Below are 26489 nucleotides of genomic sequence, written 5' to 3'. Positions count from 1 at the left end.
ATTCCATTAATTCTAGTGTAACATTAGATTTGTTGTTTGCTAAAGGGGGATTTGGGAATTCCTTTTTTATTAATTGCGATGTAAAGCTGAGGGGATAAGAATTCAAGGTTAATGGAGCAGGGAGTATCCTCGCAGGCTAAAAGCCAGGTTAGTGGAAGCACATCGTTGGCTGCTTCCACTATTTACGTTTACATATTGTCTTTATGGTACAGCGAATTCAGTTCTTCACTTACTGCACTGAAGGCATTCCCATCAAGGTCAAAGAAATCAAACCCTTTCATCATCCCATAATCATGAATGCCTGTTGTTTCCACTCCATTTTGTTTCAACCGATCGTAAGCTTGCTGGATGTCATCTACTTCGAAATTATAATAGACGTTTTTATTTTTCCCTTTGACAGTAAATTCTGTTGGCTGAGGCTTTTCTACCTTTATTAAAGCAAGACCTGTGGTGTCAGTCTTAAAAACATAGCCCACACCATGATCAGCCCCGTTTTCCTGCCACTCATCTACTTTCGTTAGACCAAGGTTTACTTCATACCATTTTTTTGACCTTTCCAAATCCGTAACCGGAATAAAAATACTGCCGACCTTAAACATGCAAGATCACACTCCTTATTTTTTGTTCCTATACAAACGATTATAATAAAAGAAAAGTTACAAAATAATGAAAATATTTTATTGGAGGAAAAATGATTACTGAATCTTTAACTGTTGAGGAAATTTCTTTGAGGCTATATAAATATTGTTTATCCTTAACATCCTCAGAATGGCTGGCCGAGGATCTAACCCAGGAGACAATGATTAAATGGATCAGAATAAGAGAAAAAGAGCCAGACCGGGTGATGAACATAACTTATTTGTACACCATTGCCAGAAATATTTATATTGATGAAAAGCGCAAGAAAAGTGAAATTCTGACGGACCCTCATGAATTATTCGCGAAAAGCTGGGATTTTACGGAGTGGGACAGTTTAGTAGAAATCTTATATTGTACACTTCCACTCCGTCAGGCAATGCTAATAACGTTAAAAGATGTGTTCCAATATACCTCTGAAGAAATCGCCGCAATGCTGAGAGTCAGTAATGAATCCATTAAAACAGCCCTTCACCGGGCAAGAAATTCATTGAAAAAAAGTACTTCACTAGTTACTGGAAAACAGCCATTCAATGACAATTTATTAAAAGAATTTTCATTAGCCATTAAAAACCAGCAGCCGTTAAAGATATTTTACTATTATCGACTGCTGCAGACAGAACATTTCAAGGTAATTGCCAATAGAGAGACGGGTTTCCATGCCATTTTTATTTCAGATCCTGATGGAAATATTCTTCAGATATTATCAAGATAGTGTATAGCTATAGAAGGTAAGGGGAGAAAAAAGTGATACCGACTTTAGAGACTAATAGATTGAAGCTGAGAGAAATCTTGAAAGAAGATGCTGAGAGTATATTTGCTTGTTTTTCAAATGACAATGTGACTCGTTACTATGGGCAGGAAACATTAGAAAAGATGGAACAAGCTGAAGCATTTATTGACTTTTTTGCAAATAGCTGCAGGGAGAAAAAAGGAATGCGCTGGGGAATTGAACTTAAAGGGAAGAAAGGAATAATAGGGACTGTTGGCTTCAATGCATTGTCTCTCAAACATAGGCGGGCAGAAATAGGATATGAGATACATCCTGAACATTGGAGAAAAGGCTATACTTTCGAAGCTGTATCGAAAGTTATTCAATATGGATTTGAGGAGCTGGAACTTACTCGTATTGGGGCAGTTGTATTTATGGATAATAAGGCATCTAATAAACTGCTGACTAAAGCCGGGTTTCAAAAGGAGGGTATTCTAAGAGATTATATGCAGCAAAATGGAGAAGCACACGATACCTATGTATATTCAATTCTTAAAGATAAAAGGTAGACTCTGTATAGGAGAATTAAGGTGAAACCTTGCCAGGCAGGTGGCTTATTATGAAGAAGAGTTATATAACATTTGAGGTGGCTTTGATGAAACCTTACGCAGTTGAGGATTTACCAAAAAATAAAATAATAGAATTTTTTAAACTGCATTGGGGAAGCCCGGAAATGGTTACATCCAGTGGGATTTATGATTGCAGTGCACTGGATGGTTTTGCTGTTATAAATGAAGAAGACAAAATCCTTGGCTTAATTACTTACCTAATTATAGATAATGAATGCGAAATTATATCCTTAGATAGTATGGAAGAAGGGAAGGGGATAGGTACATCGTTAGTTCAAGAAGTAGAAAATCTTGCTATCAAGAAAAATTGTAAAATCGTTAAACTTATAACAACAAACGATAATTTATTAGCATTAAAATTTTATCAGAAACGAGGATTTATCCTGTCCCAAATTATTCTAAATGCGGTTGAGAAAGCAAGGAAGGTAAAACCCGAGATACCCTTAATTGGAAATGATGGTATTCCAATCAGAGATGAAATTGAATTGATAAAGGTATTGAACTAATGGGTGCTTATGCAAAATTAGCTGCAAATATAGCAGCTTTTTCTTTTTAAACAAAGGAGTTGAAAGAGTACAGTACCAAAATCGTAATGATTACTATTTACAAATCGTAATGATTACGATAAAATATTCCCTAAGTAAAGGGGGAATAACATTGTTAAAAAGATTCGCAGGTTTACTTAGTTTATTTATAGTCATCTTTACGCTGGCTGCGTGTGGAGGAAAAGCTGCAAACAGCAGTGAAAGTGAGAGGGAACCAAAAGGATCCAGCAAAGAGTTAAAGATTTATACAACCGTATATCCTCTTCAGTTTTTTGCTGAACAAATCGCAGGAGATCAAGCTTCTGTGGAGTCTATTCTGCCACCGGGATCAGACTCGCATACATATGAACCAACCACCAGCGATATGATAAAAATATCTGAATCTGATGCTTTTATTTATAATGGGGCAGGTTTGGAATCATACGCAAACAAAATCTCGGAAACTATTCAATCTGATGACGTCAAGGTACTTGAAGCATCAAAAGAAATTATCTTGGAAAAGCATGTACATGACCATGAAGGAGAGGATGGCGGCCATGAGCATGAAGAAGAAGGCAGTCATGAGGACGAACATGCTGGACATAATCATGGGGATCAAGATCCTCACGTTTGGCTGGATCCTATTCGATCTATTCAACTGGCAGAGCATATAAAAGATTTATTAGTTGAATTAAAACCTGAGCAAGAAGAGATTTTTAACCAAAACTTTGAGGAGCTGAAAGGGAAGCTCGAAAACTTAGACCGGGACTTCCGTACACAACTTGGAAATTTACCTGAAAATAAAATTATTGTTTCTCATGCTGCTTATGGCTATTGGGAGAAAAGCTATGGGATCGAGCAAATCGCAGTATCCGGTTTGAGCCCTGCTAACGAGCCCTCACATAAAGAGGTGCAAAACATCATTAAGACTGCTGAAAAGCATGGTTTGAAGCATGTATTTTTTGAACAGAATATAACTCCGAAAGTGGCAGACATAGTTAGGAAGGAAATTGATGCAGAGGCTTTACGTATACACAATTTATCGGTTTTAACAGAAGAAGATATAAAGAATAATGAGGACTACTTTACGCTCATGCAGCACAACTTAGAAGAACTGACAAAAGCTTTATCAGTACCATCATCCCAGGGATCATCTGAAACAAATGAGGAGGATGAACACGATCATGGCCATACTCATTCACATAATGAAGAAACAGCAAAAATTTATGAAGGATATTTTGAAAACAGTCAAGTGAAGGATCGATCCTTATCCGACTGGGAAGGTGACTGGCAGTCAGTATACCCATATCTTCAAGATGGCACCCTTGACGAAGTATTTGCTCATAAAGCAGAGCATGGGGGTGAGATGACAGCTAAAGAATATAAGGAATATTATAATGAAGGATACCAAACAAATGTTGGACGAATTCAGATACAGGGGAATAAGGTAACGTTTTTCAAAAACGGAGAAGAATATTCTGGGGAGTATATCTACGATGGGTATGAAATTCTAACATATGATGCGGGAAATAGAGGGGTTAGATATGTATTTAAACTAGAAGCAAAAGCTGAAGGTCTTCCTCAATATATTCAGTTTAGTGATCATAGCATCTATCCGACAGAAGCTAGTCACTATCACCTGTATTGGGGTGACGACCGGGAAAAATTGCTGGATGAAGTTACCCATTGGCCTACGTACTATCCATCTGACATGGATGGCCATGACATTGCCCATGAAATGATGGAGCACTAAAATACGGAGCAGAATAGGAGGATGATGAATTAAGAGATTCATTATTACGTACTAAAAGAAGAAACTGGTTCTGCAGAATATCAGATAGCAAATTAGATGAAAAATATGCTTTAAACTTCACGATGAAATCAAAAAGAAATCTAGTATGTAAGGCAAGAAACTAGAATGTTCCCGGCTCTGAAGAAAAGGCCCATTTTAACATTGCAGATTGCGGCAGATTCTATTTTTTCTATAATCAAGAAAAACATGATTGGATGTTTACTGTAATTTTTATTAGATCGCTTTTAAGTTAAAAAGTGCCGCCTGTATTAAATACAGGCGGCTTTAGCTATTAATCTCTATTTTATCTTCTTTATGAATATCTTCCGTTCCGGCTTCCAGTGCAGTCTTGTAGTATAAGCATTTATGCTCGATGACTTCCATTGTTTTTCTTAGTTCTTCCATTTGTGCTTCTACATTTGCTTTTCGCTCCAGAAACATGTCATATCTTTGCTGCAGTGTGGCATCCCCTTCAGAACACCAATCAATGAAATTTTTAATCTCTTTAATAGGCATTCCGGTGGCTTTCAGGCATTCAATCACTTTTAGAGCACTAAGATCGGATTCTTTAAATAAACGGTTTCCGCTGGGGGTCCGTTCTACAAAGGGCATCAGACCTTCCTTATCGTAGTAGCGTAGGGTATAAACTGTCAGATTCAATTCTTTTGCCACTTCGCTGATTGTGTATGTCTTCATTATTTATCTCCTATTCTTATAGATTAGACCTAGAGTTAACTATAAGGTATGACGTGAGAATATCATGGTATTTAACTAATGTCAAAGTCACTTTACTGGGATTGAAAAAATAGAATTTATCACTTGACCTAGAGTTAACTATAAGCCTTAACATGGTGGTGAAAAGAGAAAAACGATGGGAACTTAATTGATTTCTATTAAAACTATCATTCTCTTAAAATATTCTCGGGAGGGTTTATTCATGATAACTGCTAAAGCGCGGGCTGTTGATGGTCCGGACAAGCCGTTTAGAGCGGCTGAAATCAAAAGGCGCGATCTGGATTTGCATGATGTTCTGATTGAAATTAAATATGCTGGCATATGCCATTCTGACATTCATACTGCTCATGGGGAGTGGGGGCCTGTGAACTATCCGCTTGTACCCGGGCATGAGATTGCAGGAATTGTTGCGGAAGTAGGAGCTGAGGTTACAAAGTACAAGGCAGGAGACCGGGTAGGAGTCGGATGTATGGTTGGCTCCTGCGGTGAGTGTGAAAACTGCTGTAAAGGAGAAGAACAATACTGCCTCAAAGGAAATATCCAAACCTATGCTGGTGTGGACAAATACGGCGAGCCTACTCAAGGCGGATATTCTACGCACATTGTAGTACAGGAAGAATTTGTACTCAGAATTCCTGACAGCATTGAGCTTGACGTGGCAGCCCCGCTGCTTTGTGCGGGTATTACCACTTATTCGCCGCTAAATCATTGGGAAGCTGGGCCAGGCAGGAAAGTAGCGGTTGTCGGTATGGGCGGCCTTGGCCATATGGCTGTTAAAATTGCACATGCCATGGGTGCAGAAGTGACCGTCCTTTCGCAAACATTGAATAAAAAAGAAGACGGCCTGCAATTCGGTGCAGATCATTACTTTGCCACAAACGACCAGGAAACGTTCAAAAAACTTGCCGGAACGTTTGACTTAATTATTAACACGGTAAGTGCAAAGATCGACATAGATGCTTACTTCTCGCTGCTCACGCTTGATGGAACATTGGTTAACGTAGGTGCTCCTGCAGAGCCATTGTCAGTCAATGTGTTCTCGCTCATCGGCCATCGCCGTTCCTTTGCGGGTTCTATGATTGGAGGCATCCGTGAGACTCAGGATATGCTGGATTTCTGTGCAAAACATAACATCGCTCCAAAGATTGAAGTCATTACAGCTGATCAAATAGATGAAGCTTACGAGCGCGTATTAGCATCAGATGTGAAGTATCGATTTGTGATTGATATCAGCACAATGTGATGTGTGAATGATAAGTTAATCATTGTAAGGTGTCTTGAAAGGCTGGCTTTCAAGACACTTTTTTTTTTCGAATGATCGTACAAAAATAGCTTATAGGGATTGAAGTTGTTCTCCAATAATTCTCAGTCGTATCATTTCAGCCCCAAAGGACAGATAGATTCCATATGAATAAAGTACTGACGAAAAGCAGGTCAAAGTTTTGCTGTTGTTTTTATTTATAAGTCCTTTTAATTAGATCCTGAATCTATGAAAATGTAAATCTTTTTAACGCCTATTTCAAGAAGCAAACCAGTTCATTAATGAGAAATTAATCGGTATTTGTAATAACGTTTTTACTAAAGCCTTACATAAATTTAATATTCATTTAAGAATAGTCTGATAACTTATGATAGTGGATACGGAAGCAAAGAATCATAAGTCATCAAATTATTTATCAGGAGGCGGATGAGATTGAGCAATAGCGGCATGAACAGACGGGATTTTTTAAAAGCTGGAGGAGCAGGTACGTTAGCAGTTGCTTTAGGAGCATCGGGTGTCTATTCTTTAGGCGGCATCACAAAGACATTGGCTGCAGCACAAGGGAACAATCCAACTAGTGGTTTTGGCGGATATGGCCCATTAGTAAAGGATCCAAATGGAATATTAGATCTTCCTAAAGGGTTCCATTACAAAATTATATCCAAAACGGGCGATAAAATGTCAAACGGTGACCTCGTGCCTGCAATGCTTGATGGAATGGCTGCTTATAGAGGTGAGAAGAATACTACTATTCTTGTACGCAATCATGAAAACAGCACAAATTCTCAATACCCTGTAAACGGAAAAAATCCTTGGAGCAAAGGTGCTGCTGGAGGTACAACCGCATTAGTCGTTGGTTCGAACCGAGAAGTTATTCAGGAGTATGTGACAAGTTCTGGTACAATTCGCAACTGTGCCGGCGGCTCCACCACCTGGGGGACTTGGTTAACATGTGAAGAGACAAGGGAATTGGGACATGGCTTTGTTTTTGAAGTCAATCCGCTTGATCCGGAAAACGAACTGTCGAAAACCCCAATCCGTGATATGGGTTACTTCTCTCATGAAGCCTGTGCAGTCGATCCTGCGACAGGGATATGGTATCTGACAGAAGATGCGAGCCCAAGCTTCCTATATCGGTTTACTCCAAATGACCGCACCCAGACTCTCGGCTCTCTTCAAAAAGGAGGGAAATTGGAGGCATTGGCAATCGATGAAATTCCGGCATCTAAAGCAAGTTCGTTTGAAAAAGGACAAAAATTTGGCGTCGTTTGGAAGGATATCAATCCTGAACGCGCACAGCAGGATGCCAAAGACAAGGGCTGTATTCAGTTTAGCCGCTTAGAAGGTGCGTTCTTCTCTGCCGGTGTGTTCTGGTTTGACGATACGAGTGCCGGGGATGGCAGCCTTGGCCGTGTTTACCGCTACTTTCCTGCTACAAATACATTAGAACTTTTTTATGAATCTACTGATAAAAATGAATTGGAAATGCCAGACAATATTTGTATGAGTCCCTGGGGTGACCTTTGGATTGCAGAGGATGGAGGCGGGAATGATAGAATCATTGGCCTGACACCTGAGGGAAAGGTGTATACCTTTGCTGAGAACACATTGAATGGCTCTGAATTTGCCGGACCGGCATTCTCCCCTGATGGAAATACGTTCTTTGTAAATATTCAAACCCCAGGTATCACATTTGCGATATGGGGACCATTTGCAAGGCGAAACTCTGCCCGCCAAAAAGCCATGGGACATGCTGCTCCGCCTGCCGGCCTCGGCCCGATTGTGTCCGGCAAAGTCGCATCACTTGCCGAAGAGCAAGGAGTGAGCATCCTGGAAGCAGCTGCATTAGAGCGTCATGGAGTGCCTATTTTATAACTGCAATATTTAGATGAGTTTTAATGTAAATTCTCTGGAGGTTCCAGATTACGGAGGTGCAGGATGCTGCAGAATATTGGGATACCCGGGCTTATTTTAATCCTGGTGATTGCATTAATTATATTTGGACCTTCAAAGCTTCCGGAAATTGGACGAGCTTTTGGCAATACGTTGAAGGAATTCAAGAAAGCGACCCGTGACTTAGTAAATGGTGCTGAAGAGAATGAAGAAACGAAAAATGTGAAAGAGAAAACCCAACTAAAGGCAGTAGAGACAAAGGAAAGCTAGACTGTGAACTAAAGCCAGCTTTTTACCGGAATTCTCGCTTTTTTTAAAGAACAGGGAGGAGGATAGAGTCATTTTCTCTCCCTGTTTATCAAATGAATTGAAAAAATTCAACCTGCTTCCAATAGAAAGGGTGTTCTTTTAATGACAGCCACTAGTCCACTCAAATTAACGGAAGAAAGCAAGGAAACTTCCGTAAAAGAGATTCATTGCAATAAGTGCTTCACCTGCCGTCTTTGTTCCAAATCAGGAAAGAAGATAGCGAAAGTGATGGAGGCTGTCCCAGAAGATCGTTAAGTAAAATCATTTCAATATTCGAGGGGGAACCAATAGTTTTAGTCAGTTTTCTGGCCTGTATGAAAGATAGAAAAGGCAGGACTTATTTAACTTCCCTTAGTCCCTTCTCTTAAGTATCTTTTGACCTGCCTTCTTCACAAATCCATATACGCCAGGAACAACTTTTACATTGACAATCAGAGAGTACGACACCCTTGAAGGTGCGATCCAATTTCGTCCAATAGAGGATTGGACCGCGTTTTAAACCCTAATTTCTCTAAAATAACGGCACCTCTTTCAGGTGATGAAGGAATTCACCATATAACCCCGGATGAACAGGGGAGACTTGTGGTTCAAGGATTATTAATGGCTACTCTGCCAACTAAAGTAGGCAGAGAAGCATACGTGTTGGCACGTAGGATGAAATTTGAGTTTTTGAGGCCTGAAGTATAATTTTTCAAAAGAATATTTAGGAAGCACTCTTCATCATAGTCCAAATTTAAAGAAGTCCCCTGAACCTGATTTGCGCGGATTTTTTGATTGGGCGTATGGTGAGCTCTTTTTCATAAGAAAGGAAAATGTCCAACTTTATAAGGGATTTTACAGATTCCCTGTACCTTCAAATATAATTTGAAGAGTTTAAGTGTTTGCCGGAAAATGAACTAATAGAGCTTTATTTTAAGAGTGATAGCCAATATATGGCTACTGTGCTCTCGCTTATTTCTGCCATGAAATAAACAGCAAAGAAAATAAAAAATTACGAAAAAAGCGCCATACAAGAAATGATGAGAAAAAGAAAAAATCAGCAAAACTATAACGCAATGCTGGTTCCTTTTTTATCTGTGTCCTATTTTCATTATGATGATTTTGCCAGTTACATGAAAATCAGCAGCAAGATTTCATCAAGCTGTACAAGCTGCGGCGGGGGAGGAGATTAATAAAAAAAGAGAGCCGAGCCTGATCGATTGGCCAAGCGCGGCTCAGCTGCCGGTAATACATTGACAGCGGGAACACCCCTTACAGAAATGAGGGGATAAATTATTTATCCTGTGCAAGTTCTTTTCTATTGGGAGCAAGCGGCGGCTGTTCTAACCACTTGTTTTTCACCATAATACCGAACCATTTTCTAGTGACTCCCAATGATTTCAAAATTGCTTTTTCATAAGCTAAGGCCAGGTCTGTCCGCATGGATCCGGCTAGACCTGTTCCGTAATATACTTGCGCAGTTTGTACCAGGAAACCCATATGATATAACATTAATTTATCTGAAAAAGGAGAGTCCTTTGACGTTGTAACCTCTGATTCCCACGACATTGGGACTGGCAAATTATCCTTGTGCAATATTTTTGAAAGGGCCTGGAGGTTTTCATCGGCTGTTTTTTCTAATTCCTCAAAAAACTTCCTTATATCTTTCGATTCTGTGACTTGGCTGAATCCGATGGAAAGGGCTTTTGCCATAGTCCCCTTTTTAATGTTAAGAGAAATACTGATTATTTCTGTAGAAGATAAAACTCTCCCTTTTCCGAAAAATCCATCAGTAAAATCAGTTGCAGTAATATGTTCAGGGCTCTCGGCAGGATAAAAATAGGGATCTCTCTGAAAAACTCCTTTTTTCAGCAGCAGCTCAATGGTTAAATCGTACATGTTTTTTGCATCATCCACGCATGAATTGTAAAACTCACGTATGTCCTTTCTGACCGAAACACTTAATGCGGTTGTATGGCCCAACAAGCCATGTATAGTCATAATATGTAGATAATTTAAGCAGAAAGTATCTGAAAACAATCTCTCTGCACTTTTATTGAGGTCGGACTCTGTAAATCCAATGGGAATTGGAAATCCATCCTTCTCAATGAAGGAAACAAGCTGCTTCTTTTGCTTTTCCCCCGTCTTGATGGCTATTTCAAAGACTTGTTTTATTTCCTCGTCTTCTATAATAGAAATCATATACCTGTTTACGATCTCGGTCATTGTTCCGTTTACATACTCCCCCCATAGTGTTCCTATTTCGGAAGCTGTAAGCTTTATATTATCATTTTCCATTTGATCTCACCTCTTCAGTATTTTTTACTCATACAGAATGAGGTATGCATTCCATTGGGCTTATCCTATTATTAATTGTGCAGATACCTGGTGCTTGCTGCCGCGATTGAAAAGCATCTCCATAAGGTAACCATGAAGTAACCATGAAGTTGCATGTGTTGACAAGTAACCTTATGGTTGCTTATAATTAATTTATGAATTGGGACAAAGACGCTATATTCAAAGCACTTGGTGATTCGACCCGGCGGCTCATATTGGACGAACTGTCTGAACGCAAAGAGATGACACTGTATGAACTAACAGCTCGTCTCATTATGAAGCATGGCCTGTCCATTTCACGGCAGGCAATAGCTAAACACCTTTCTGTATTGGAAGAAGCAGAGCTCATAAAATCCGAACGAAAAGGAAAATATCGCGTAATTATTTTTAACAACCAGCCGCTAAAAAATTTGCTGAAAGGATGGGTAGAATAATTTTTAAGAACGAAGCAGGGATTTTGAAAGATGTGCCGGCTGGTTTTCTGGCGGCCAGATTGTTAGTACAGATTCATAATTTACAAATATCAAGGAGGCAAAAACATGATGAAAGTGATTGTTACCAGTATCTTCGTCCAGGATCAGGATAAGGCATTGAAATTTTATACAGAAACGCTGGGGTTTTTAAAAAAGCATGACATTCCAGTCGGAGAACACAGGTGGATCGCCCTTGTTTCTCCCGATGATCAAGACGGTACTGAGCTTTTGCTGGAACCGAATGTACATCCGGCTGCCAAAGAATATCAAAAGAAGATATTTGCCGAAGGAATCCCGGCAACAATGTTTGGCGTTGCGGACGTTCACGAAGAATATAACCGATTAATAAAACACGGAGTGAAGTTTACTATTGAACCGACAGTAATGGGTGATGTCACATTGGCTGTCTTCGATGATACATGCGGCAACCTTATTCAAATTGCGCAGAATTAGCTCAAAAAAGCTCATTTTTTGGGGTTCAATTTTCTCATTATGTTGCGTAATATATACGCAGACAAAAAAGAGTACATTATTTCAAGATTATGGATGATAGAGGGCCGAACGTTGTGATTCTGCTTTCAACACACGAATAATGTCATTTCCTCTCGAATTCTTTTATGTAAAAAGAAATTGGGGAGGATTTTTTTATGTTAAAGAGATTTAGAAACATGCTGATGGTTCTTGCGGCTGGAGTTCTCATGCTTGCCGCTCCTTCATTTACAGAAGCAGCGCTTGGGGATCGGACACTTGCCAATGGATCATCCGGGTCAGATGTGGCCGAATTGCAGGATTACCTGATGACAAAAGGGGTTTTCCCATACCATACATCGACAGGATACTATGGATCTATCACGGTAGAAGCCGTCAAGGATTTTCAGCGTAAGCGCAATCTGAAAGCTGATGGAATTGCAGGACCGCTAACAAGCTATGCGTTAAAAGTGCTGAGATATGGAGATATTGGAAAGCAAGTCATCCATATTCAATATCAATTGAAACAAACAGGTCACTACAAATCTAATTTAGATGGTATATATGGAAACGGCACAGTGAGCGCCGTCAAGAGCTTTCAAAAACAGCAAGGTCTAACTGCAGACGGAATTGCCGGTCCGAGGACAAGAGCAGAGCTGGATCGAAAGGCCAAGCGCGGTTCAGCTGCCGGTAAAACATTGACTGTGGAAAGCACAGCATACACGGCAGATTGTGAGGGCTGTTCAGGTGTGACACGGATGGGCCTGGATTTAAATAAGTACCCTGATGCGAAAGTGATTGCTGTCGATCCCGGTGTCATTCCTCTTGGCTCCATCGTAAAAGTAGAAGGCTATGGAGTTGCGATAGCAGCGGACATAGGCGGCGGCATAAATGGAAGTTCAATCGATGTGTTCATTCCTAACCGCAGCGATGCCCTTCAATGGGGGCGAAAAAGCGTACGTGTGGAAGTAATCGAATAGGAATAGGCTGGCTCGCACAATCATGCGGGGCAGCTTTTTTGTTTTGGAATTTACATAAGTCCTTAAGAGGTCAATACATACAAAGCAGTAGAAAGTTTCAACCCTATTGTGGAGGAAATATGGGATCCGTTACTGGTATATTAATGCTAAGAAAATTAGGGAAAGAGGATAAAAAATGATTAAAGGACTGTATGAAGCACATTTACCAGTAAGTAATATCAGTAAGTCAATTGAGTTTTACAAGGGCTTGGGGTTGGAATTAGCAATAAAATACGAAAAAACAGCATTTTTTTGGATCGTTAAGAATGAAAGCTGGCTTGGATTATGGGAATGTGACCAAGCGAAAATGAACTATCATCCATCCATCAGACATATTGCATTTAGAGCAGATTTAGAAGATTTAAAGAAAGCAAAAGAGTGGCTGGAAAAGCGCGGCATTAGTATGCGTGAAGAATTCGGATTTAAACCTCTTGAACCCATTGTATTGCCTGACCAGACACATGCTATGGTCTATTTTCATGACCCGGATGGAAATTCTTTAGAATTTATCTGTAAATTATCCTCTGAGCCTGAAGATAAACCTAAGATGTATCTAAGCGATTGGGAAAAGTATTTGGAGAATAAAAACTAAATTTTTTTTCTTTGTTCGATGAAATGGGCAGAGCAGAGGAACAAGGGTTATAATTAAAGAAACAGCTTCATTGAAAACTTGTAAAAAAAAGGGTGCGTATCATGCCGATTAATTCTTTTGAAAACTATCCTATGGCCTGGAAGCCATCCATTGATATAGCAGAAAAGCCCATTTATCAAGCTCTGGCAGGGCAATTGGAACAGGATATTTTAAATGGAGTTTTATTGCCTGGAACGAAACTTCCTCCACAGCGGGAATTGGCCGATTATTTAGATTTAAATGTGAGCACCATTTCAAAAGCATTTAAAGTGTGTGAGTTAAAAGGCTTATTAAGTGCAACGGTTGGAAGCGGCACATTTGTGTCCTATGATGCTCTTTCGAATGCTTATTTACTTGAAGATGCAAAGCCGAAGCATTTAATTGAAATGGGAGCGACTCTTCCGGATAATGCTTCTTTCGAGCCGCTGATGCTCCAGCTGAAAAGTATGCTGCAGGAGACCGATTATGAAAAATGGTTCGGTTATGGCCGGGGAGGAGAAAGCCATTGGCAAAAGGATGCAGCGGTAAAGCTAATCCGCAGAGGCGGGTTAGAGACAACCGCTGATCACATTTTATTTGCGAATGGCGGTCAAAATGCTATTGCGGCTGTACTGGCAAGTCTTTGTAAGCCTGGAGAGCGCATTGGAGTTGACCAGCATACATACCCTGGTTTAAAAACGGCTGCAGCAATGCTTAGTGTGCAGCTGGTGCCAATAAAAACAGAGAACTATGAAATGAGTCCAGCGTCTTTTGAATATGCGTGTAAAACTGAAAATATTAAAGGCATTTACTTGATTCCGGATTATCATAATCCAACAGCTTCTTTCATGTCGGTCGGGAATCGAAAAATGATCGCTGCCATTGCCAAAAAGTATAATCAGTTCATTATCGAAGATGCATCATACCATCTTCTCAGCAAAGAGCCGCTGCCGGCAGTCGCATCCTTTGCACCAGAACAGGTCATCTATATTGCAAGCTTGTCTAAATCATTTGCACCAGGCCTGCGGCTGGCCTATACAGCAGTGCCGAGTCAATTCAAGGAGCCAATTTCAAGGGCACTTTATAATTTAAATGTTTCCGTTTCTCCATTACTGGCAGAACTTGCAGCACGTACGATTGTATCGAATCAATTTGAAGCCTTAATTGAGGGACATCAGGAGCAGACGATCCGCAGAAATCAACTCGTTAACCGATATTTGGCAGACTTTACATGTCTAGGCGCTGAAACAGGCATTTTTCGCTGGCTCCTATTGCCAGGAAAGATTACAGGTGCTGAGTTTGAAACGCTGGCTAAACAGCATGGAGTACAGGTGTTTGCAGCTGAACGTTTTGTAGTTGGAAATAGTTGTCCGGAAAGGGCTGTAAGAGTTTCTGTTTGTGCCCCGGAAACACTTGAAGAGCTTGAGAGAGGTTTGATTATCCTTAAACGCCTGTTAAACAATCATATCTAATATTGTTCGCCATACAATTATAATATTGTATGGTTTTTTTGTGCGTGTTAAGATGATTGAAATCTAGTTGGAATATTATGAAAATAAAAAGGGAGGTGAGTTTTTGCTACCGTTAGACGCCCAATCTGCCTGGCTGCAAAGCTACATAAATTCTACTGAAAAACAGCAGCAATTATACAAAAGAACATTAATTGTCATTGTCATATCCCAAATTTTTGGAGGAGCAGGACTTGCAGCGGGAATTACAGTAGGAGCACTTCTCGCGCAAAACATGATGGGAACAGATAGTGTAACAGGAATTCCAACAGCGTTATTTACTTTAGGGTCAGCAGGTGCTGCGCTGCTGGTGGGACGGCTTTCTCAGCGGTTTGGCCGCCGTCCTGGACTTACGGCAGGATTTTTGGCTGGAGGCATAGGTGCCATTGGAGTAGTGGTTTCAGCAATAACAAACAGCATTCTGCTATTATTTATTTCACTTCTCATCTACGGGGCTGGAACGGCTACCAACCTGCAGGCGCGCTACGCTGGAACTGACCTGGCAAACCCCGCACAGAGGGCAAAGGCTATTAGTATGGCCATGGTTTCCACTACATTCGGTGCTGTCGCAGGTCCTAACCTGGTGGATGTAATGGGGGAGTTTGCTATATCGATAGGTATTCCTGCTTTAGCCGGTCCTTTTATATTAGCGGCTGCGGCGTATATACTTGCTGGATGCGTTCTATTTTTTTTCCTTCGTCCTGATCCCTTTATGGTGGCAAAAGCCATATCTGATGCACAAGGTGAAACTAATCATATAGAGAAAAGTTCAAATTTGGCATCGATAAACAGGCGAGGCATGTTTGCAGGAGCGGCTGTCATGGTTTTAACCCAATTTGTGATGATGGCCATCATGACAATGACCCCCATACATATGGGACATCATGGACATGATTTGAATGAAGTGGGGCTTGTCATTGGATTTCATATAGGGGCGATGTTTTTGCCTTCATTAGTAACTGGTATTCTTGTTGATAAAATTGGCCGTGCGGCTATGGCTGTTGCTTCCGGTATTACACTGCTTGCTTCTGGGATTTTGGCTGCAGCAGGACCTGGTGAGTCGATGCTCATACTCAATATATCCCTTGTTTTACTTGGGCTTGGATGGAATTTTGGCTTAATCAGCGGCACGGCCATTCTGGTAGATTCCACTCATGCTTCTACCCGGGCTAAAACGCAGGGTTCGATCGATGTATGGGTAGCTTTGTCAGGAGCATTAGGAGGAGGATTATCCGGAATAGTTGTAGCACATTCCAGTTATGCAGCCCTTTCCATTGCAGGTGCTGTCCTTTCATTACTGCTTATTCCCATTGTAATATGGGCAGGTATCTATCAAAAAGAGAAAAGCATAAGCATTAGTGACTGAATTTTCAGTATTAAAATAACTCCAAAAATAGAAAAGGAATGTGTAGAAATGGAACATAAATTTGCTGAGAGAGCTCGCTTTGTAACATCTTCTGAGACACGTGAAATATTAAAAGTAACAGAAAGGCCGGAAGTAATCTCTTTTGCGGGAGGACTTCCAGCTCCAGAACTGTTTCCTGTAGAAGCTCTAAAGGAAATATGCAATGCTGTATTGAATGAAGAAGGTGCGGCTGCCCTTCAATATAGTACGACTGAAGGATATATTCCTTTGAGAGAAGCTATTTGTCAGAGAATGAAAGTGGCTGGGATTGACTCCAGCACTGAAAATGTTCTTATTACATCAGGATCCCAGCAGGCAATCGACCTGACTGGAAGATTATTTATCAATGAGGGAGATACTATTATTTGTGAAAGCCCAACCTATCTTGCAGCCATTAATGTATTCAAGTCATATAATGCAAAGTTTGTTGAAGTAGCCATGGATGATGATGGAATGGTAATGGAAGAGCTGGAGCAAAAGCTGCGAGATCATCCTGATGCAAAATTTATTTATACAATTCCTGATTTCCAAAACCCTACTGGCCGCACCTTAAAACTCGAAAGACGAAAAAGAATGATTGAGCTTGCTAATCAGTATGATGTGCTTATTGTAGAGGATAACCCCTATGGAGCTGTAAGATTTGCTGGAGAGGTACTCCCGCCTGTGAAACATTTTGACACAGAAGGCAGAGTCATTTATTTAAGCACTTTCTCTAAGATTTTCACTCCCGGTCTTCGGCTTGGATGGATTTGTGCGGATGAAACCTTCATTGATAAGTATGTTGCTTTTAAGCAAACAGCTGACTTGCATACTGACAGCTTTGCTCAAAGAATTACAGCAAAGTATATGGAGCATTATGATATCGAAGAACACATCAATAAAATCAAAGCTGTTTATAAAGAAAGATGCACAGCTATGTTATCCTGCATTGAAGAATTCTTCCCAAATCATTTATCTTACAGTAAGCCGGAAGGCGGATTATTTATTTGGGTTGAGCTTCCAGAGGGCATTGATTCAGCGCATATATTTATAGAGTGCCTGAAAAATAATGTTGCTTGTGTACCTGGTGCTCCCTTTTTTCCAAATGGCACACAAACAAATACATTGCGTTTAAATTACTCTAATATGTCTAAAGAGAAAATCATTGAAGGTATGAAGCGTATGGGAGAAGTACTCCATCGGGAATTACAAAATGATTCAATGCTGACAGTTTGACGGGAAACAAGATTATGTGCCCCAATTTGGTATAATTTCATGTCTGCAAGCAGGAGAAATTACTCTATAGCCAGTAATCAATTTAAACCTCAATAATATCTGAAAATCGGGGGTATATTCATGGGATTTGAAATTTGGAACACTCATTTAGAAGTGACCTTTATAAAAAGGAATAGCTCTTTCACAAGTGCAATCATACAGCATGGACACAGTACGAAAGAGGAAAGTATGTGAAAAATCCAGTAGTTATTGTCGGTGCTGGTTTAAGTGGGCTCCAGGCTGCGTCCCTTCTTGCTGCACAGGGTGTCAAATGTAAGGTTCTAGAGGCTAGAGATAGGATTGGCGGCAGGGTTTTGAGCACTTCTGATCCAAACAGACCTGACCTGGGCAAATTTGACCTCGGGCCAACGTGGTTCTGGCCTGAATATGAGAGCACGATCACCAGCCTTGTGAAAGAACTGAATTTAGAAACTTTTGTCCAGTACACCAAAGGGGCAATGCTTGCAGAACGAGTTCAGAACGAACCGCCAGAACGCCATGTACGCCGGAAAATGCTGGCGCAAGATCGATTCGATTCATAGGAGGTGTGCAGTCCCTTATTGATGCTGTAGCAGATACTATTCTCCCTGGAGTAGTCGAGTTAGAAACACGTGTAACAGCCATTCGACAAGATGAAGCTGGTAATATAACCGTTGAAACAGCCCTTGCTGATGGAGAGAGAAAAAAAGTTTCGGCAAGGGCTGTTATCCTGGCATTGCCGCCTCGGATTGTGGTGCGTCAAATTGAATTTTCTCCTTCTCTCTCTCCCAATATTATTACCGACCTTGTAAGCAAACCTACATGGATGGCAGGACAGGCCAAGGCAGTTGCCATCTATGATCGTCCTTTTTGGAGGGAATCTGGACTCTCTGGATTCGCATCGAGCTGGGTTGGACCCTTGCAGGAAATCCATGATGCTTCTCCTGAAACAGGATCTGGTGCATTATTTGGTTTCTTCGGAATGCCAGCGAAAACACGCAGGGAACTGGGAGAGGTTAAAATTTTGAATTTGGTCGTTGATCAATTGATCAGGCTTTTTGGAACATCCGCCCAAAACGTAAGGGCTATTCTATACAAGGACTGGTCCAGTGATTCCGAAACGGCTGTTGAGGAAGATTTAGCCCCGCTTAGATATTTTCCGAGTTATGGTCAACCGCCAAAATCGGGGGTATGGGAAAAGAAAATTATTTTTGCAGGTACGGAGACGAATTCACAATATGGCGGACATCTTGAAGGTGCACTCCTGGCAGCTGAACAGGCAGTTTTTGAAATCGCTAAATTAAACTAGAAATCAGGGGCTCTTTGAGAAAGCAAGGAAAGGGGAAATTATACATGATTTTAGAAGCAGTAATGCTTCAAGTAAAAGAAGGGATGGAGGAAGAATATGAACTAGCGTTTTGTGAAGCATCCAATATTATTTCTTCCATGGAGGGGTACATATCTCATGAGCTGCAGCGATGTATGGAAGTTAAGGGTAAATATTTACTGCTGGTGAAGTGGGAATCATTAGAGGCCCATACAGTTGGGTTTAGACAATCGAAAGAGTATCAAGAATGGAAAAGACAGCTGCATCATTTCTATGATCCATTTCCTGCAGTTGAGCACTTTGAAAACGTTCCTCTTTAATTGGTGTTTTAGTTAAAAAGCCTCCTTACGGACCATAAACCGTTCCGATTTGAGGTGCATATTGGTTAAATGACACATTAATTGGTATAGGGATTGGACCAATGCCAATTCCTTATAGGCATTTTAAACTTTTCATTGAGAATTGACATCTAAAATGACACGATAAAATAATATGACAATGGTTCTTGTCCGTTTAAAAAAGGTTGGCAATTAACCTAATATTTGGGGTGTCAGTTTAACGTCATTCCAATTAATAGTAATAAAAGATGCATTTATAAAGAAGGTCAGTTTTGGTGAACAAGTTGTAAATTTAACATTTAAAGAAAGAGCATTTCTTTGTAATGAGAAATGCTTTTTATTTTTGTTAAAAATTAAAAGGGTATTTCAACAATCAACAGTAATACAATGGAAACAATAATAATTTATTGAAAAACGATAAATCATATGTTAAATTCGTATTGTCATTAAATAAGTGAGGTGCTTTAAATGAATGATAAACGAGGTTCTACCACTTTCTTAAAGGTCATTATTTTTCTGGTTGGAATTGCAGTGCTTGCCGTGTGTATATATTTTTTGCCTGAAGCAGCCAGAAGAGATGCAATAGAGCGCCCAGGTGATTATTCGCTATATCCACTTTTGGTATGTGCATATGGAATATGTATTACCTTTTCTGTGGCGTTGTATCGAATATTTATACTTTTAACCTATATCGAAAAGAATAATGCTTTTTCTGAGTTATCTCTTCAATCTCTAAAGGTAATTAAAAAATGCACTTTTACTGTCATTTTCTTCATTTTTTTAGCAATAGTTTATTTAAGGGTGCGTGTTCAATTCACAGGTGATGATGCAGCAGGTCCAATATCTCTAGGTCTAATGGTCATCTTGGCAACAAGTATCATCCTAGCCATTGTGGACGTACTTCAAAAACCTATAAACGATTTCTTGGATTCGCAGCCAAAAAGCAATTAACATTTTGAAATATACAAGAGGTGTTTTTTATGAAGGCAGCAACCACACATTATTTTTGAAGATAGCTGTTATTCTCATTGGAATTCCTGTTCTTGCTGTGTGCACATTACTGGTTCCTGAACTAACAGATTAGGTAGCGTATTTCTTAGGGGGCCATTTCCTAAAATATATCATTTTGATCCTTTTATATGGAGGAGCATTACCTTTGTAAATTGCCCTTTATCAAGCGTTTAAACTGTTAATTTATATAGACAAGAACATTACTTTCGCTAATTGTCTGTTCGAAGTTTAACGAGAATCAAATTATAATTGACAACAAAAATGGCGTGCGAACTGACAACAGTTTTGGCACGCCATTTTTAAGTTAATTAAGTCATAGTTAACATTGAAACTGTCTTAACTATTAGATGGTTTAGTAACAGGATCGCAAGTTGATGTGAACGTATTAAGAGCAATCAGCAGCAGTTGTTTTTGTCTGATTCTTTAATGGATTCCAAGTACTGAGCCCATTTCTTGAGTGATATATTTCTCCATTAAATTTAGCAAATTCAGAAATTTGATTTTGAGCAATCAGAGATCCCTCTGCAGGTGTTCCCTACTAGCAAAGTACATAAACAGTGAGTTTTATGATCATTGGGGTGAAGTTAAGCCCGATTATATAGCTGAGAACATAAATGATGCTGTTAAATGGTTAATAACAAACTAACAATATTTATCATTTATTAATAATGGATGCGTTTCTACAATAAGTAGAGACGTTTTTTTACTAACGGGGCAGGTTTGTTCAATAAACTATACGTTACTAGCTACTCTTCTATAAAGGAAGTGTGGCTATTTTTATCGAAGTAAAAAGTTATAAAAAAGTTGCAAGGGGAGTTATAAATGGTTAATAAAAGAAAGATCTATTACGGAGAACATGAATCTCAATTTGGTGTATTACGAATGCCTGAAGTTTCACACTCATGTCCAGTAATAGTATTAATTCACGGAGGCTTTTGGCAAGCAAGATATAACTTAGAGGAGAATAATCCAATTGCTGATGATTTGGCCCAAAGAGGTTATGCAACTTGGAATATTGAGTATCGAAGAGTGGGGGAAGAAGGAGGAGGATGGGCTGGAACGTTTAATGATGTTATTGATGCTGTAAATCATTTATCAAAAATTGCTGAGTCATATCCAACAGATCTTTTAAGAGTTATTGTTATTGGCCATTCTGCTGGTGGACATTTAGCACTTTGGTTAGGTTCAAGAATAATATCCACACCTAATGAAAGTCCCTTTAACCAACTTAGTGTTTCTATTCAAAAAATAATTAGTTTAGCAGGAGTTACAGATTTAGAAAAGATGTGGGATATACATGAACAAAAGAAAATGAAGAGTCACACAGCTGCACTATTAGAGGGATCCCCTGGAGAAGTTCCTAAGCGTTATAAATTGTCTTCACCAGCTGAATTATTGCCAATGAATGTTGAACAAGTATTAATACATGGGGAATTAGATCGTCACGTTCCAGTAGATTTAAGTAAGGATTATTACAAATACGCTATAGAAAAGGGGGAAAATGTAAAACTAGTTATTCTCCCAGATATAGACCACTTTAAAATTATTGAACCAACTTCTTCTGCATGGTCCTCTGTTCTTGACTCAATATAAATACTTTATTGAACTATAGGGACAGGTTAGTGGAATAAAAAGTGAATTAATCCATTATTATTATGTTAACTGCATAAATCATTTGTACAGAGATAATAAAGTTGTTTAATTTGCAATTATTTTGCGGTAATGAAATTAAATATCAAAAATAAAGGACATATCTTTTTGACAGTCGAATATTAGCCTAGAACCATAAATAACTATTCCGATGGGGAGGATTCTTGTGCGTCCACGACCATTATTTATTGAAAATCCAGAGCATGATAGGTATGTTAGTCTTGTGCCAGATGGAGATATTGAAGAAATACTTAGTAAGCAACGAACTAAGACCATTACCCTCTTAAGCAGCGTATCAGAAGAGTCAGCAAGGAAGGCGTACGCACCAGGGAAATGGACTTTAAAAGAAGTGATTGGGCATATGACCGACTCGGAACGTGTGATGTCGTATCGAATGCTTGCCATTGCACGAAATGAAAGTGCACCACTCCCAGCAATGGATCAGGATCAATACGTTTCTGCGGCAAACTTCAACAAATTTTCCTGGGAGCAGTTACTAGCTGGTTTAGACACGATACGCTCCAACACCTTAAGCCTTATTTCAACCATTGATGATGCAGCGTGGGTTCGTAATGGAACTGTAATGAACAGCCCAGTTTCGGTAGGTATCATTGCATATGGCATTGCCGGGCACGAGTTACACCATATGAAAGTGATTCTTGATAAATACTTATAAGTCTTTTTCTATTAATGAAAAAACCTAATTTCTCATTTAATGCTGAAAAATTAGGTTTTTTAATATTGAAACTTCCTTAACGTTGTAAATCTACATTTTCCTGACGCTACCCCTTATAGCGAACTTATTTTACTTTCAATCAGAAATCATTGCCTTTAGATGAGTCAGATGTTAAATAGCATTGAAATGATGACCGTCGCTTATATGGAAATGGCAAAAGACGGAAAAGGTGACTTTACAAGCGATAAATTTGTAGATGAACTAATAAAGATATAAATAATATCCCTGGACCAGATGTACTAAAAGAGATGTATAAGAAAAAGCAACAAGAGAATTAATTAAAACTTCTTCTTCAACTAATGGGTGCATTACTTGAAGATCCTGCTATCAATGCCGGCTTTTCCAACAAACGGGGCAGGTTAGTTACGTAACATTTAAGGTGTAAAAGAATTAGAGGATTTGATGGAGAATTACATATTATTAATCCTTTATTTAGTTAGGCGCGATCATCAATTGTTTTAGGAGGAAAAGCAGATGGATTTGAAATACCCAATTGGCCACTTTCAATTTAATGGTGAAATTACTAAGAATGTTACGAGCATTTGGATAAATGAGATTGAAGATTTACCAAGATTATTACGAGATGCTGTAAGGGACTTAGATAATATAAAGCTAGATACAGCCTATCGTACAGGAGGGTGGACTGTTCGACAAGTAATGCATCATCTTGCGGATAGTCATATGAATGCCTATGTTCGCTTTAAATTGGCTCTTACTGAAGAAAACCCTGTAATTAAGCCATATGATGAAACAAATTGGGCGGAACTATCTGATTATAAATTGTCGATTGATATTTCACTTTCACTTCTCGAAGTACTGCACAAACGCTGGACCTACCTATTACGTAGTCTAAGTCCGGCTGATATGGAAAAAACATTTATTCACCCAGATTCAGGAGAAGTTTCAATAGGTGAAAATATCGGAATCTACGCTTGGCATGGTAAACATCATCTTGCGCAAATTACTTCTTTATGTAATCGTATGGGCTGGTAAGAATTAATATTAATATAAGGTCTGGCTGCCAAAACAGGCGGCTTTTTTCTTTTTGAACTAAAGGGCAGGATTATTGAATAAGAGTTTTAATATTGCTAAATTTTAACTAGGATAGTTGGCAAAACGAGAGGAATGAACCAATGGGTAAGGAAATGTTTATACATATAAGTAAATGTAAACTATATGCTAAATTGGTGGGAGAAAATAACGGAAAGCCAACAGTCATAATGGATGCTGGATATGGAGACTTTTCTAAGGCCTGGAATTCAGTATTAAGGGAGATTTCAATGCTGTCTAGTGTACTAATTTATGATAGAGCTGGACTTGGGAAAAGTGAATCAAGTTCTAATCCCAGAACCAGCCGTGAAATGGTAAAAGAATTAAAGGAACTGCTTAGTGAAGCCAAGATTAAGCCTCCCTACATATTAGTAGGTCATTCATTTGGCGGAGTAAATATGCGGATGTTTGCTACAGAATATGCAAATGAAGTTTGTGGACTAGTCTTGATTGACTCTACTCCCGAAGATTACAAAGAACGTTTTCTCCCTACAATGTCACAAGATTTTCAACAAGCATATAACAAGCAATTCGTTTACGAAGGAAATTATGGAGAATTTATGGAAAGCCTAAAGCAGTTAAAAGATACTAGACAAAAATTAAATGTACCATTAATTGTTCTTTCAGCGGGTAAAAAAGCTCATTATTCTATGGAATCACAAAAGTTATGGAATGAAATGCAGAGAGAGATGCTTGAAATATCCTCTGATGGAGAATTGGTAATTGCTGAAAACAGTGCTCACTATATACAAAATGATGAACCGGAAGTTGTAGTCTGTGCGATAAAAAAGTTAATTGAGAATAATTAGTTCAGCTGCTAATCAGGCAGCTTTTACTTTTCAAACATACGGGGCAGGTTTGTGAAATAATAAACTGATATGCGTATAGACAAGTACTGAGCAAGAAAAAACCGCAGGAAATGCGGTTTAAATTAAAGTTATATTTCAAGAGCGGTATTTTCTCTTTTTCTTACAAATTCATCTATAAGGAAAAATAAAAATGCAAAGATAGTAGCTAATATCATTAATGGACCGAGAAAGAAAAAAGAAATCAAGCTGAATCCGATATGCACCAATAAAGAAAGATAGAAACGAAATCTCTTAACATTTGTTGTAATAAAATCTGACAGTAACGAAACAGGTATTCCATACATAAAGCTTCCCAACAAACTAGATAAAAATATAAGAACAATGACATTGAAATCAATGGAACTATTGTTAGTCTCTGTTATCAATGACTTTATATCAAGAATGAAGAGTAAAAAGGTGAAAAATAAAGAAGTATAAAGGGCAACTTTACTTTTTCTAATTACAAGTGGAGTTTTGTAAAGTTTTTTCCTTACCTGGGGTATAAAAGTTAGCCCAATAATACCTATAACAACTTTTATGTGTATAGATTCTATTCCTACCCAGATTATGAAATAGAGTAGTGTAAGAACTAATGCATATAAAAATGATTTATACATCCGTTGCCCCTCTTTTTTATTTTTATTATAACAAAGCGGTAATTGGATTCAATTTAAATAAAATATGCACTAAGAATTAGTTAGTTTTTTCAACTAACTTGTGGCAAGATGAGCTGCAGAACCGGGTAGTTTTTTTCTTTTTTAACAACGGGGCAGAATAGTCTAAAATCAATAATAAGGAGTGAGTCGAAATGAGTTTTGCTTCCTATATTGGTTGTAATGTAGAAATACCGAATAATGATGATGAATATACGGAGGATTTTTTTTATATTGGCAGTTGTTTTGCAGGTGATTATGAACAACTAAATGTAAAGAAACATCAATTTACAACCCCTTATGTCTATGAAGTATCAAGTCATTGGGGCATTATTATTTCAGAATATACGACTCCAGAAATCCGTTCCGAATCGAAAAAGAAGCTATTGGAACTATGTAATATTATGGACAGTTACCTTGAAAAAGGAGATTTTTTTGAACTGTACAGTTGTTGGGTTGGAGAAGAAGCTGAAGAGCGGGAGGGTGAGATCATCTTACAAATCAATAATTTTGATATTAACCAAATTGAAATCCCTGAAAAAACCTTAGTTAGATTCGAAAAATGAACTTAAACTATTATTAAACTAACGGGACAGCATTTCTGTAATAAATTTGTGAATAAATATACTTAAACAATAGGGTGCAAGAGTTGAAGATCAGTATGGATTGGCAGCTCTTTTTCTTATTCGACTAACGGGGCAGGTTTGTTGAATAAGAATATAGTCTTCTTGCCAGGAAAAAATACCTTCAATAACATTTTAAAGGTGATTTGATGAAAAGGTTATATGCGATCCTTATCATTGTTGTTTTAATGCATATAACAACTACAACCCATGCTAAATTAACAAGAAGTGAATCAAAAAGAGAAAATATATTAGAGGATGCTGTGATTGACCTTTTAAAGCAAGCAATGTTTGCGGCAGTAGAGGATTACTACGGGACAGCCTACAATATAGGTTCATTTTGTGAAAAGGTTATAGACATAAAAAAACTTCGTCACTCAGGTTCTTGGTATTTCGAAGTTGAAATTGAATTCGTTACATTTACTGGTGCTCATAATTTTTTGGACATATTCACAGTAACCTTAAAAAAAGATTGGGGAACAGAAGGTAAATGGATAATGCAAGAATATCGTGTAAGAAAATTTGATCCCAATGAAAAATATGAATGTCGAAGTCCAGCCTAGATAAAATAAAATGTGATTACGCTCAAGAACAGCTGTCGAACAAGGCAGCTTTTTCTTATGCAATAAAGGGGGCAGGTTAGCATTCCTGTAGATCGTTATTTCTGAGCTTTGAAAAAAATAGGGCTCCTCAGTAAGATATGAGTAAGACACGACTCTAACTCAAACTT

Annotated in this window: 26 protein-coding genes and 4 pseudogenes; 26 read left to right on the top strand and 4 right to left on the bottom strand. The window is 38.8% G+C overall.

Annotated features, from left to right (window positions below; translation table 11 throughout):
- Positions 1 to 188 precede the first annotated feature (188 nt).
- Positions 189 to 599, bottom strand: coding sequence for a VOC family protein (locus JI665_RS23895; RefSeq protein WP_206844957.1), 411 nt, complete (start codon positions 597 to 599; stop codon positions 189 to 191).
- 92 nt (positions 600 to 691) lie between these two features.
- Here JI665_RS23895 and JI665_RS23890 point away from each other — a divergent pair, with 92 nt between their 5' ends.
- From JI665_RS23890 to JI665_RS29285, 5 genes and pseudogenes are all read left to right on the top strand, one after another.
- Entirely contained in the window at positions 692 to 1351 is a 660-nt protein-coding gene (locus tag JI665_RS23890) for an RNA polymerase sigma factor (protein ID WP_206844955.1), read from the top strand.
- A 32-nt stretch (positions 1352 to 1383) separates the two neighbouring features.
- Positions 1384 to 1917 (top strand): GNAT family N-acetyltransferase, encoded by a 534-nt coding sequence (locus tag JI665_RS23885; protein ID WP_206844954.1) that lies wholly within the window; start codon positions 1384 to 1386, stop codon positions 1915 to 1917.
- 86 nt (positions 1918 to 2003) lie between these two features.
- Positions 2004 to 2483 (top strand): GNAT family N-acetyltransferase, encoded by a 480-nt coding sequence (locus JI665_RS23880; protein ID WP_206845229.1) that lies wholly within the window; start codon positions 2004 to 2006, stop codon positions 2481 to 2483.
- A 109-nt stretch (positions 2484 to 2592) separates the two neighbouring features.
- Positions 2593 to 3615: pseudogene (locus tag JI665_RS29290) on the top strand (metal ABC transporter solute-binding protein, Zn/Mn family); the annotation flags it as partial.
- A 60-nt stretch (positions 3616 to 3675) separates the two neighbouring features.
- Positions 3676 to 4254: pseudogene (locus tag JI665_RS29285) on the top strand (ZinT family metal-binding protein); the annotation flags it as partial.
- Positions 4255 to 4578: 324 nt separating this feature from the next.
- Here the strand turns inward: JI665_RS29285 and JI665_RS23870 are convergent.
- Positions 4579 to 4989 carry a MerR family transcriptional regulator gene (locus JI665_RS23870; RefSeq protein WP_113884146.1) on the bottom strand — a complete coding sequence of 137 codons (411 nt, stop codon included), beginning with the start codon at positions 4987 to 4989 and terminating at the stop codon, positions 4579 to 4581.
- A 241-nt stretch (positions 4990 to 5230) separates the two neighbouring features.
- Between JI665_RS23870 and JI665_RS23865 the strand changes: the two genes are divergently transcribed.
- The 5 genes and pseudogenes from JI665_RS23865 to JI665_RS28750 all read left to right on the top strand — a co-directional run bounded on the left by JI665_RS23865 (position 5231) and on the right by JI665_RS28750 (position 9663).
- Positions 5231 to 6271 carry an NAD(P)-dependent alcohol dehydrogenase gene (locus JI665_RS23865; RefSeq protein WP_206844949.1) on the top strand — a complete coding sequence of 347 codons (1041 nt, stop codon included), beginning with the start codon at positions 5231 to 5233 and terminating at the stop codon, positions 6269 to 6271.
- 450 nt (positions 6272 to 6721) lie between these two features.
- Positions 6722 to 8164, top strand: a complete 1443-nt coding sequence (locus tag JI665_RS23860) for an alkaline phosphatase PhoX (protein WP_206844947.1) — start codon at positions 6722 to 6724, stop codon at positions 8162 to 8164.
- A gap of 63 nt (positions 8165 to 8227) precedes the next feature.
- Positions 8228 to 8452, top strand: a complete 225-nt coding sequence (gene tatA / locus JI665_RS23855) for a twin-arginine translocase TatA/TatE family subunit (RefSeq protein ID WP_206844945.1) — start codon at positions 8228 to 8230, stop codon at positions 8450 to 8452.
- Between the two features lie 567 nt (positions 8453 to 9019).
- A pseudogene (locus JI665_RS23850) lies at positions 9020 to 9169 on the top strand (enoyl-CoA hydratase); the annotation flags it as partial.
- Positions 9170 to 9507: 338 nt separating this feature from the next.
- A complete protein-coding gene (locus JI665_RS28750; RefSeq protein WP_244671310.1) occupies positions 9508 to 9663 on the top strand; it encodes a hypothetical protein in 156 nt (51 codons plus the stop codon).
- A 100-nt stretch (positions 9664 to 9763) separates the two neighbouring features.
- On the opposite strand, the gene JI665_RS23840 is transcribed toward JI665_RS28750, so the two are convergent.
- Positions 9764 to 10768 carry a DUF3231 family protein gene (locus JI665_RS23840; RefSeq protein ID WP_206844944.1) on the bottom strand — a complete coding sequence of 335 codons (1005 nt, stop codon included), beginning with the start codon at positions 10766 to 10768 and terminating at the stop codon, positions 9764 to 9766.
- Positions 10769 to 10962: 194 nt separating this feature from the next.
- On the opposite strand from JI665_RS23840, the gene JI665_RS23835 reads away from it, so the two are divergent.
- From JI665_RS23835 to JI665_RS23765, 14 genes and pseudogenes are all read left to right on the top strand, one after another.
- The gene (locus JI665_RS23835) at positions 10963 to 11241 is read left to right on the top strand and encodes an ArsR/SmtB family transcription factor (protein WP_206844943.1); all 279 of its coding nucleotides are present in this window, start codon (positions 10963 to 10965) and stop codon (positions 11239 to 11241) included.
- A 108-nt stretch (positions 11242 to 11349) separates the two neighbouring features.
- Positions 11350 to 11733 carry a VOC family protein gene (locus JI665_RS23830; RefSeq protein ID WP_206845227.1) on the top strand — a complete coding sequence of 128 codons (384 nt, stop codon included), beginning with the start codon at positions 11350 to 11352 and terminating at the stop codon, positions 11731 to 11733.
- A 194-nt stretch (positions 11734 to 11927) separates the two neighbouring features.
- Positions 11928 to 12728, top strand: coding sequence for a peptidoglycan-binding protein (locus JI665_RS23825; RefSeq protein ID WP_206844942.1), 801 nt, complete (start codon positions 11928 to 11930; stop codon positions 12726 to 12728).
- A 175-nt stretch (positions 12729 to 12903) separates the two neighbouring features.
- The gene (locus tag JI665_RS23820) at positions 12904 to 13359 is read left to right on the top strand and encodes a VOC family protein (protein ID WP_206844941.1); all 456 of its coding nucleotides are present in this window, start codon (positions 12904 to 12906) and stop codon (positions 13357 to 13359) included.
- 101 nt (positions 13360 to 13460) lie between these two features.
- Positions 13461 to 14849: a PLP-dependent aminotransferase family protein gene (locus JI665_RS23815; RefSeq protein ID WP_206844940.1), complete on the top strand. Its 1389-nt coding sequence runs from the start codon at positions 13461 to 13463 to the stop codon at positions 14847 to 14849.
- Between the two features lie 103 nt (positions 14850 to 14952).
- The gene (locus JI665_RS23810; protein ID WP_206844939.1) at positions 14953 to 16251 is read left to right on the top strand and encodes an MFS transporter; all 1299 of its coding nucleotides are present in this window, start codon (positions 14953 to 14955) and stop codon (positions 16249 to 16251) included.
- A 48-nt stretch (positions 16252 to 16299) separates the two neighbouring features.
- Positions 16300 to 17505, top strand: coding sequence for a PLP-dependent aminotransferase family protein (locus tag JI665_RS23805; protein WP_206844938.1), 1206 nt, complete (start codon positions 16300 to 16302; stop codon positions 17503 to 17505).
- Between the two features lie 230 nt (positions 17506 to 17735).
- A pseudogene (locus JI665_RS29040) lies at positions 17736 to 18832 on the top strand (flavin monoamine oxidase family protein).
- A gap of 44 nt (positions 18833 to 18876) precedes the next feature.
- A complete protein-coding gene (locus JI665_RS23790) occupies positions 18877 to 19170 on the top strand; it encodes an antibiotic biosynthesis monooxygenase family protein (protein WP_206844930.1) in 294 nt (97 codons plus the stop codon).
- A 486-nt stretch (positions 19171 to 19656) separates the two neighbouring features.
- The gene (locus JI665_RS23785; RefSeq protein ID WP_206844927.1) at positions 19657 to 20139 is read left to right on the top strand and encodes a DUF2975 domain-containing protein; all 483 of its coding nucleotides are present in this window, start codon (positions 19657 to 19659) and stop codon (positions 20137 to 20139) included.
- An 882-nt stretch (positions 20140 to 21021) separates the two neighbouring features.
- A complete protein-coding gene (locus JI665_RS23780) occupies positions 21022 to 21792 on the top strand; it encodes an alpha/beta hydrolase family protein (RefSeq protein ID WP_206844924.1) in 771 nt (256 codons plus the stop codon).
- A 223-nt stretch (positions 21793 to 22015) separates the two neighbouring features.
- The gene (locus JI665_RS23775) at positions 22016 to 22525 is read left to right on the top strand and encodes a DinB family protein (protein WP_206844921.1); all 510 of its coding nucleotides are present in this window, start codon (positions 22016 to 22018) and stop codon (positions 22523 to 22525) included.
- 534 nt (positions 22526 to 23059) lie between these two features.
- Positions 23060 to 23578 (top strand): YfiT family bacillithiol transferase, encoded by a 519-nt coding sequence (locus JI665_RS23770; RefSeq protein WP_206844919.1) that lies wholly within the window; start codon positions 23060 to 23062, stop codon positions 23576 to 23578.
- 140 nt (positions 23579 to 23718) lie between these two features.
- The gene (locus tag JI665_RS23765) at positions 23719 to 24444 is read left to right on the top strand and encodes an alpha/beta fold hydrolase (protein ID WP_206844917.1); all 726 of its coding nucleotides are present in this window, start codon (positions 23719 to 23721) and stop codon (positions 24442 to 24444) included.
- 128 nt (positions 24445 to 24572) lie between these two features.
- On the opposite strand, the gene JI665_RS23760 is transcribed toward JI665_RS23765, so the two are convergent.
- On the bottom strand, positions 24573 to 25100 hold the full coding sequence (locus JI665_RS23760; protein ID WP_206844916.1) for a hypothetical protein: 528 nt from the start codon (positions 25098 to 25100) through the stop codon (positions 24573 to 24575).
- A 191-nt stretch (positions 25101 to 25291) separates the two neighbouring features.
- Here JI665_RS23760 and JI665_RS23755 point away from each other — a divergent pair, with 191 nt between their 5' ends.
- Together JI665_RS23755 and JI665_RS23750 are read left to right on the top strand one after the other, a co-directional pair.
- Positions 25292 to 25702 carry a hypothetical protein gene (locus JI665_RS23755; RefSeq protein WP_206844914.1) on the top strand — a complete coding sequence of 137 codons (411 nt, stop codon included), beginning with the start codon at positions 25292 to 25294 and terminating at the stop codon, positions 25700 to 25702.
- 206 nt (positions 25703 to 25908) lie between these two features.
- A complete protein-coding gene (locus JI665_RS23750) occupies positions 25909 to 26322 on the top strand; it encodes a DUF3888 domain-containing protein (protein ID WP_206844912.1) in 414 nt (137 codons plus the stop codon).
- Positions 26323 to 26489: the final 167 nt, after the last annotated feature.

The organism is Bacillus sp. NTK034 (assembly GCF_017303275.1).
GTDB lineage: Bacteria > Bacillota > Bacilli > Bacillales > Cytobacillaceae > Cytobacillus.
The sequence above is the reverse complement of the archived record's forward strand: the minus strand, read 5'-3'. Positions and strand labels throughout refer to the sequence as shown.

Bases quoted from the DNA above. Each gene is read 5' to 3' on its own strand.
- JI665_RS23895 (WP_206844957.1), bottom strand. From the start codon at position 599: ATGTTTAAGGTCGGCAGTATTTTTATTCCGGTTACGGATTTGGAAAGG.
- JI665_RS23890 (WP_206844955.1), top strand. From the start codon at position 692: ATGATTACTGAATCTTTAACTGTTGAGGAAATTTCTTTGAGGCTATAT.
- JI665_RS23880 (WP_206845229.1), top strand. From the start codon at position 2,004: ATGAAACCTTACGCAGTTGAGGATTTACCAAAAAATAAAATAATAGAA.
- JI665_RS23870 (WP_113884146.1), bottom strand. From the start codon at position 4,989: ATGAAGACATACACAATCAGCGAAGTGGCAAAAGAATTGAATCTGACA.
- JI665_RS23865 (WP_206844949.1), top strand. From the start codon at position 5,231: ATGATAACTGCTAAAGCGCGGGCTGTTGATGGTCCGGACAAGCCGTTT.
- tatA (WP_206844945.1), top strand. From the start codon at position 8,228: ATGCTGCAGAATATTGGGATACCCGGGCTTATTTTAATCCTGGTGATT.
- JI665_RS28750 (WP_244671310.1), top strand. From the start codon at position 9,508: ATGATGAGAAAAAGAAAAAATCAGCAAAACTATAACGCAATGCTGGTT.
- JI665_RS23840 (WP_206844944.1), bottom strand. From the start codon at position 10,768: ATGGAAAATGATAATATAAAGCTTACAGCTTCCGAAATAGGAACACTA.
- JI665_RS23835 (WP_206844943.1), top strand. From the start codon at position 10,963: ATGAATTGGGACAAAGACGCTATATTCAAAGCACTTGGTGATTCGACC.
- JI665_RS23830 (WP_206845227.1), top strand. From the start codon at position 11,350: ATGAAAGTGATTGTTACCAGTATCTTCGTCCAGGATCAGGATAAGGCA.
- JI665_RS23825 (WP_206844942.1), top strand. From the start codon at position 11,928: ATGTTAAAGAGATTTAGAAACATGCTGATGGTTCTTGCGGCTGGAGTT.
- JI665_RS23820 (WP_206844941.1), top strand. From the start codon at position 12,904: ATGATTAAAGGACTGTATGAAGCACATTTACCAGTAAGTAATATCAGT.
- JI665_RS23815 (WP_206844940.1), top strand. From the start codon at position 13,461: ATGCCGATTAATTCTTTTGAAAACTATCCTATGGCCTGGAAGCCATCC.
- JI665_RS23805 (WP_206844938.1), top strand. From the start codon at position 16,300: ATGGAACATAAATTTGCTGAGAGAGCTCGCTTTGTAACATCTTCTGAG.
- JI665_RS23790 (WP_206844930.1), top strand. From the start codon at position 18,877: ATGATTTTAGAAGCAGTAATGCTTCAAGTAAAAGAAGGGATGGAGGAA.
- JI665_RS23785 (WP_206844927.1), top strand. From the start codon at position 19,657: ATGAATGATAAACGAGGTTCTACCACTTTCTTAAAGGTCATTATTTTT.
- JI665_RS23780 (WP_206844924.1), top strand. From the start codon at position 21,022: ATGGTTAATAAAAGAAAGATCTATTACGGAGAACATGAATCTCAATTT.
- JI665_RS23770 (WP_206844919.1), top strand. From the start codon at position 23,060: ATGGATTTGAAATACCCAATTGGCCACTTTCAATTTAATGGTGAAATT.
- JI665_RS23765 (WP_206844917.1), top strand. From the start codon at position 23,719: ATGGGTAAGGAAATGTTTATACATATAAGTAAATGTAAACTATATGCT.
- JI665_RS23760 (WP_206844916.1), bottom strand. From the start codon at position 25,100: ATGTATAAATCATTTTTATATGCATTAGTTCTTACACTACTCTATTTC.
- JI665_RS23755 (WP_206844914.1), top strand. From the start codon at position 25,292: ATGAGTTTTGCTTCCTATATTGGTTGTAATGTAGAAATACCGAATAAT.
- JI665_RS23750 (WP_206844912.1), top strand. From the start codon at position 25,909: ATGAAAAGGTTATATGCGATCCTTATCATTGTTGTTTTAATGCATATA.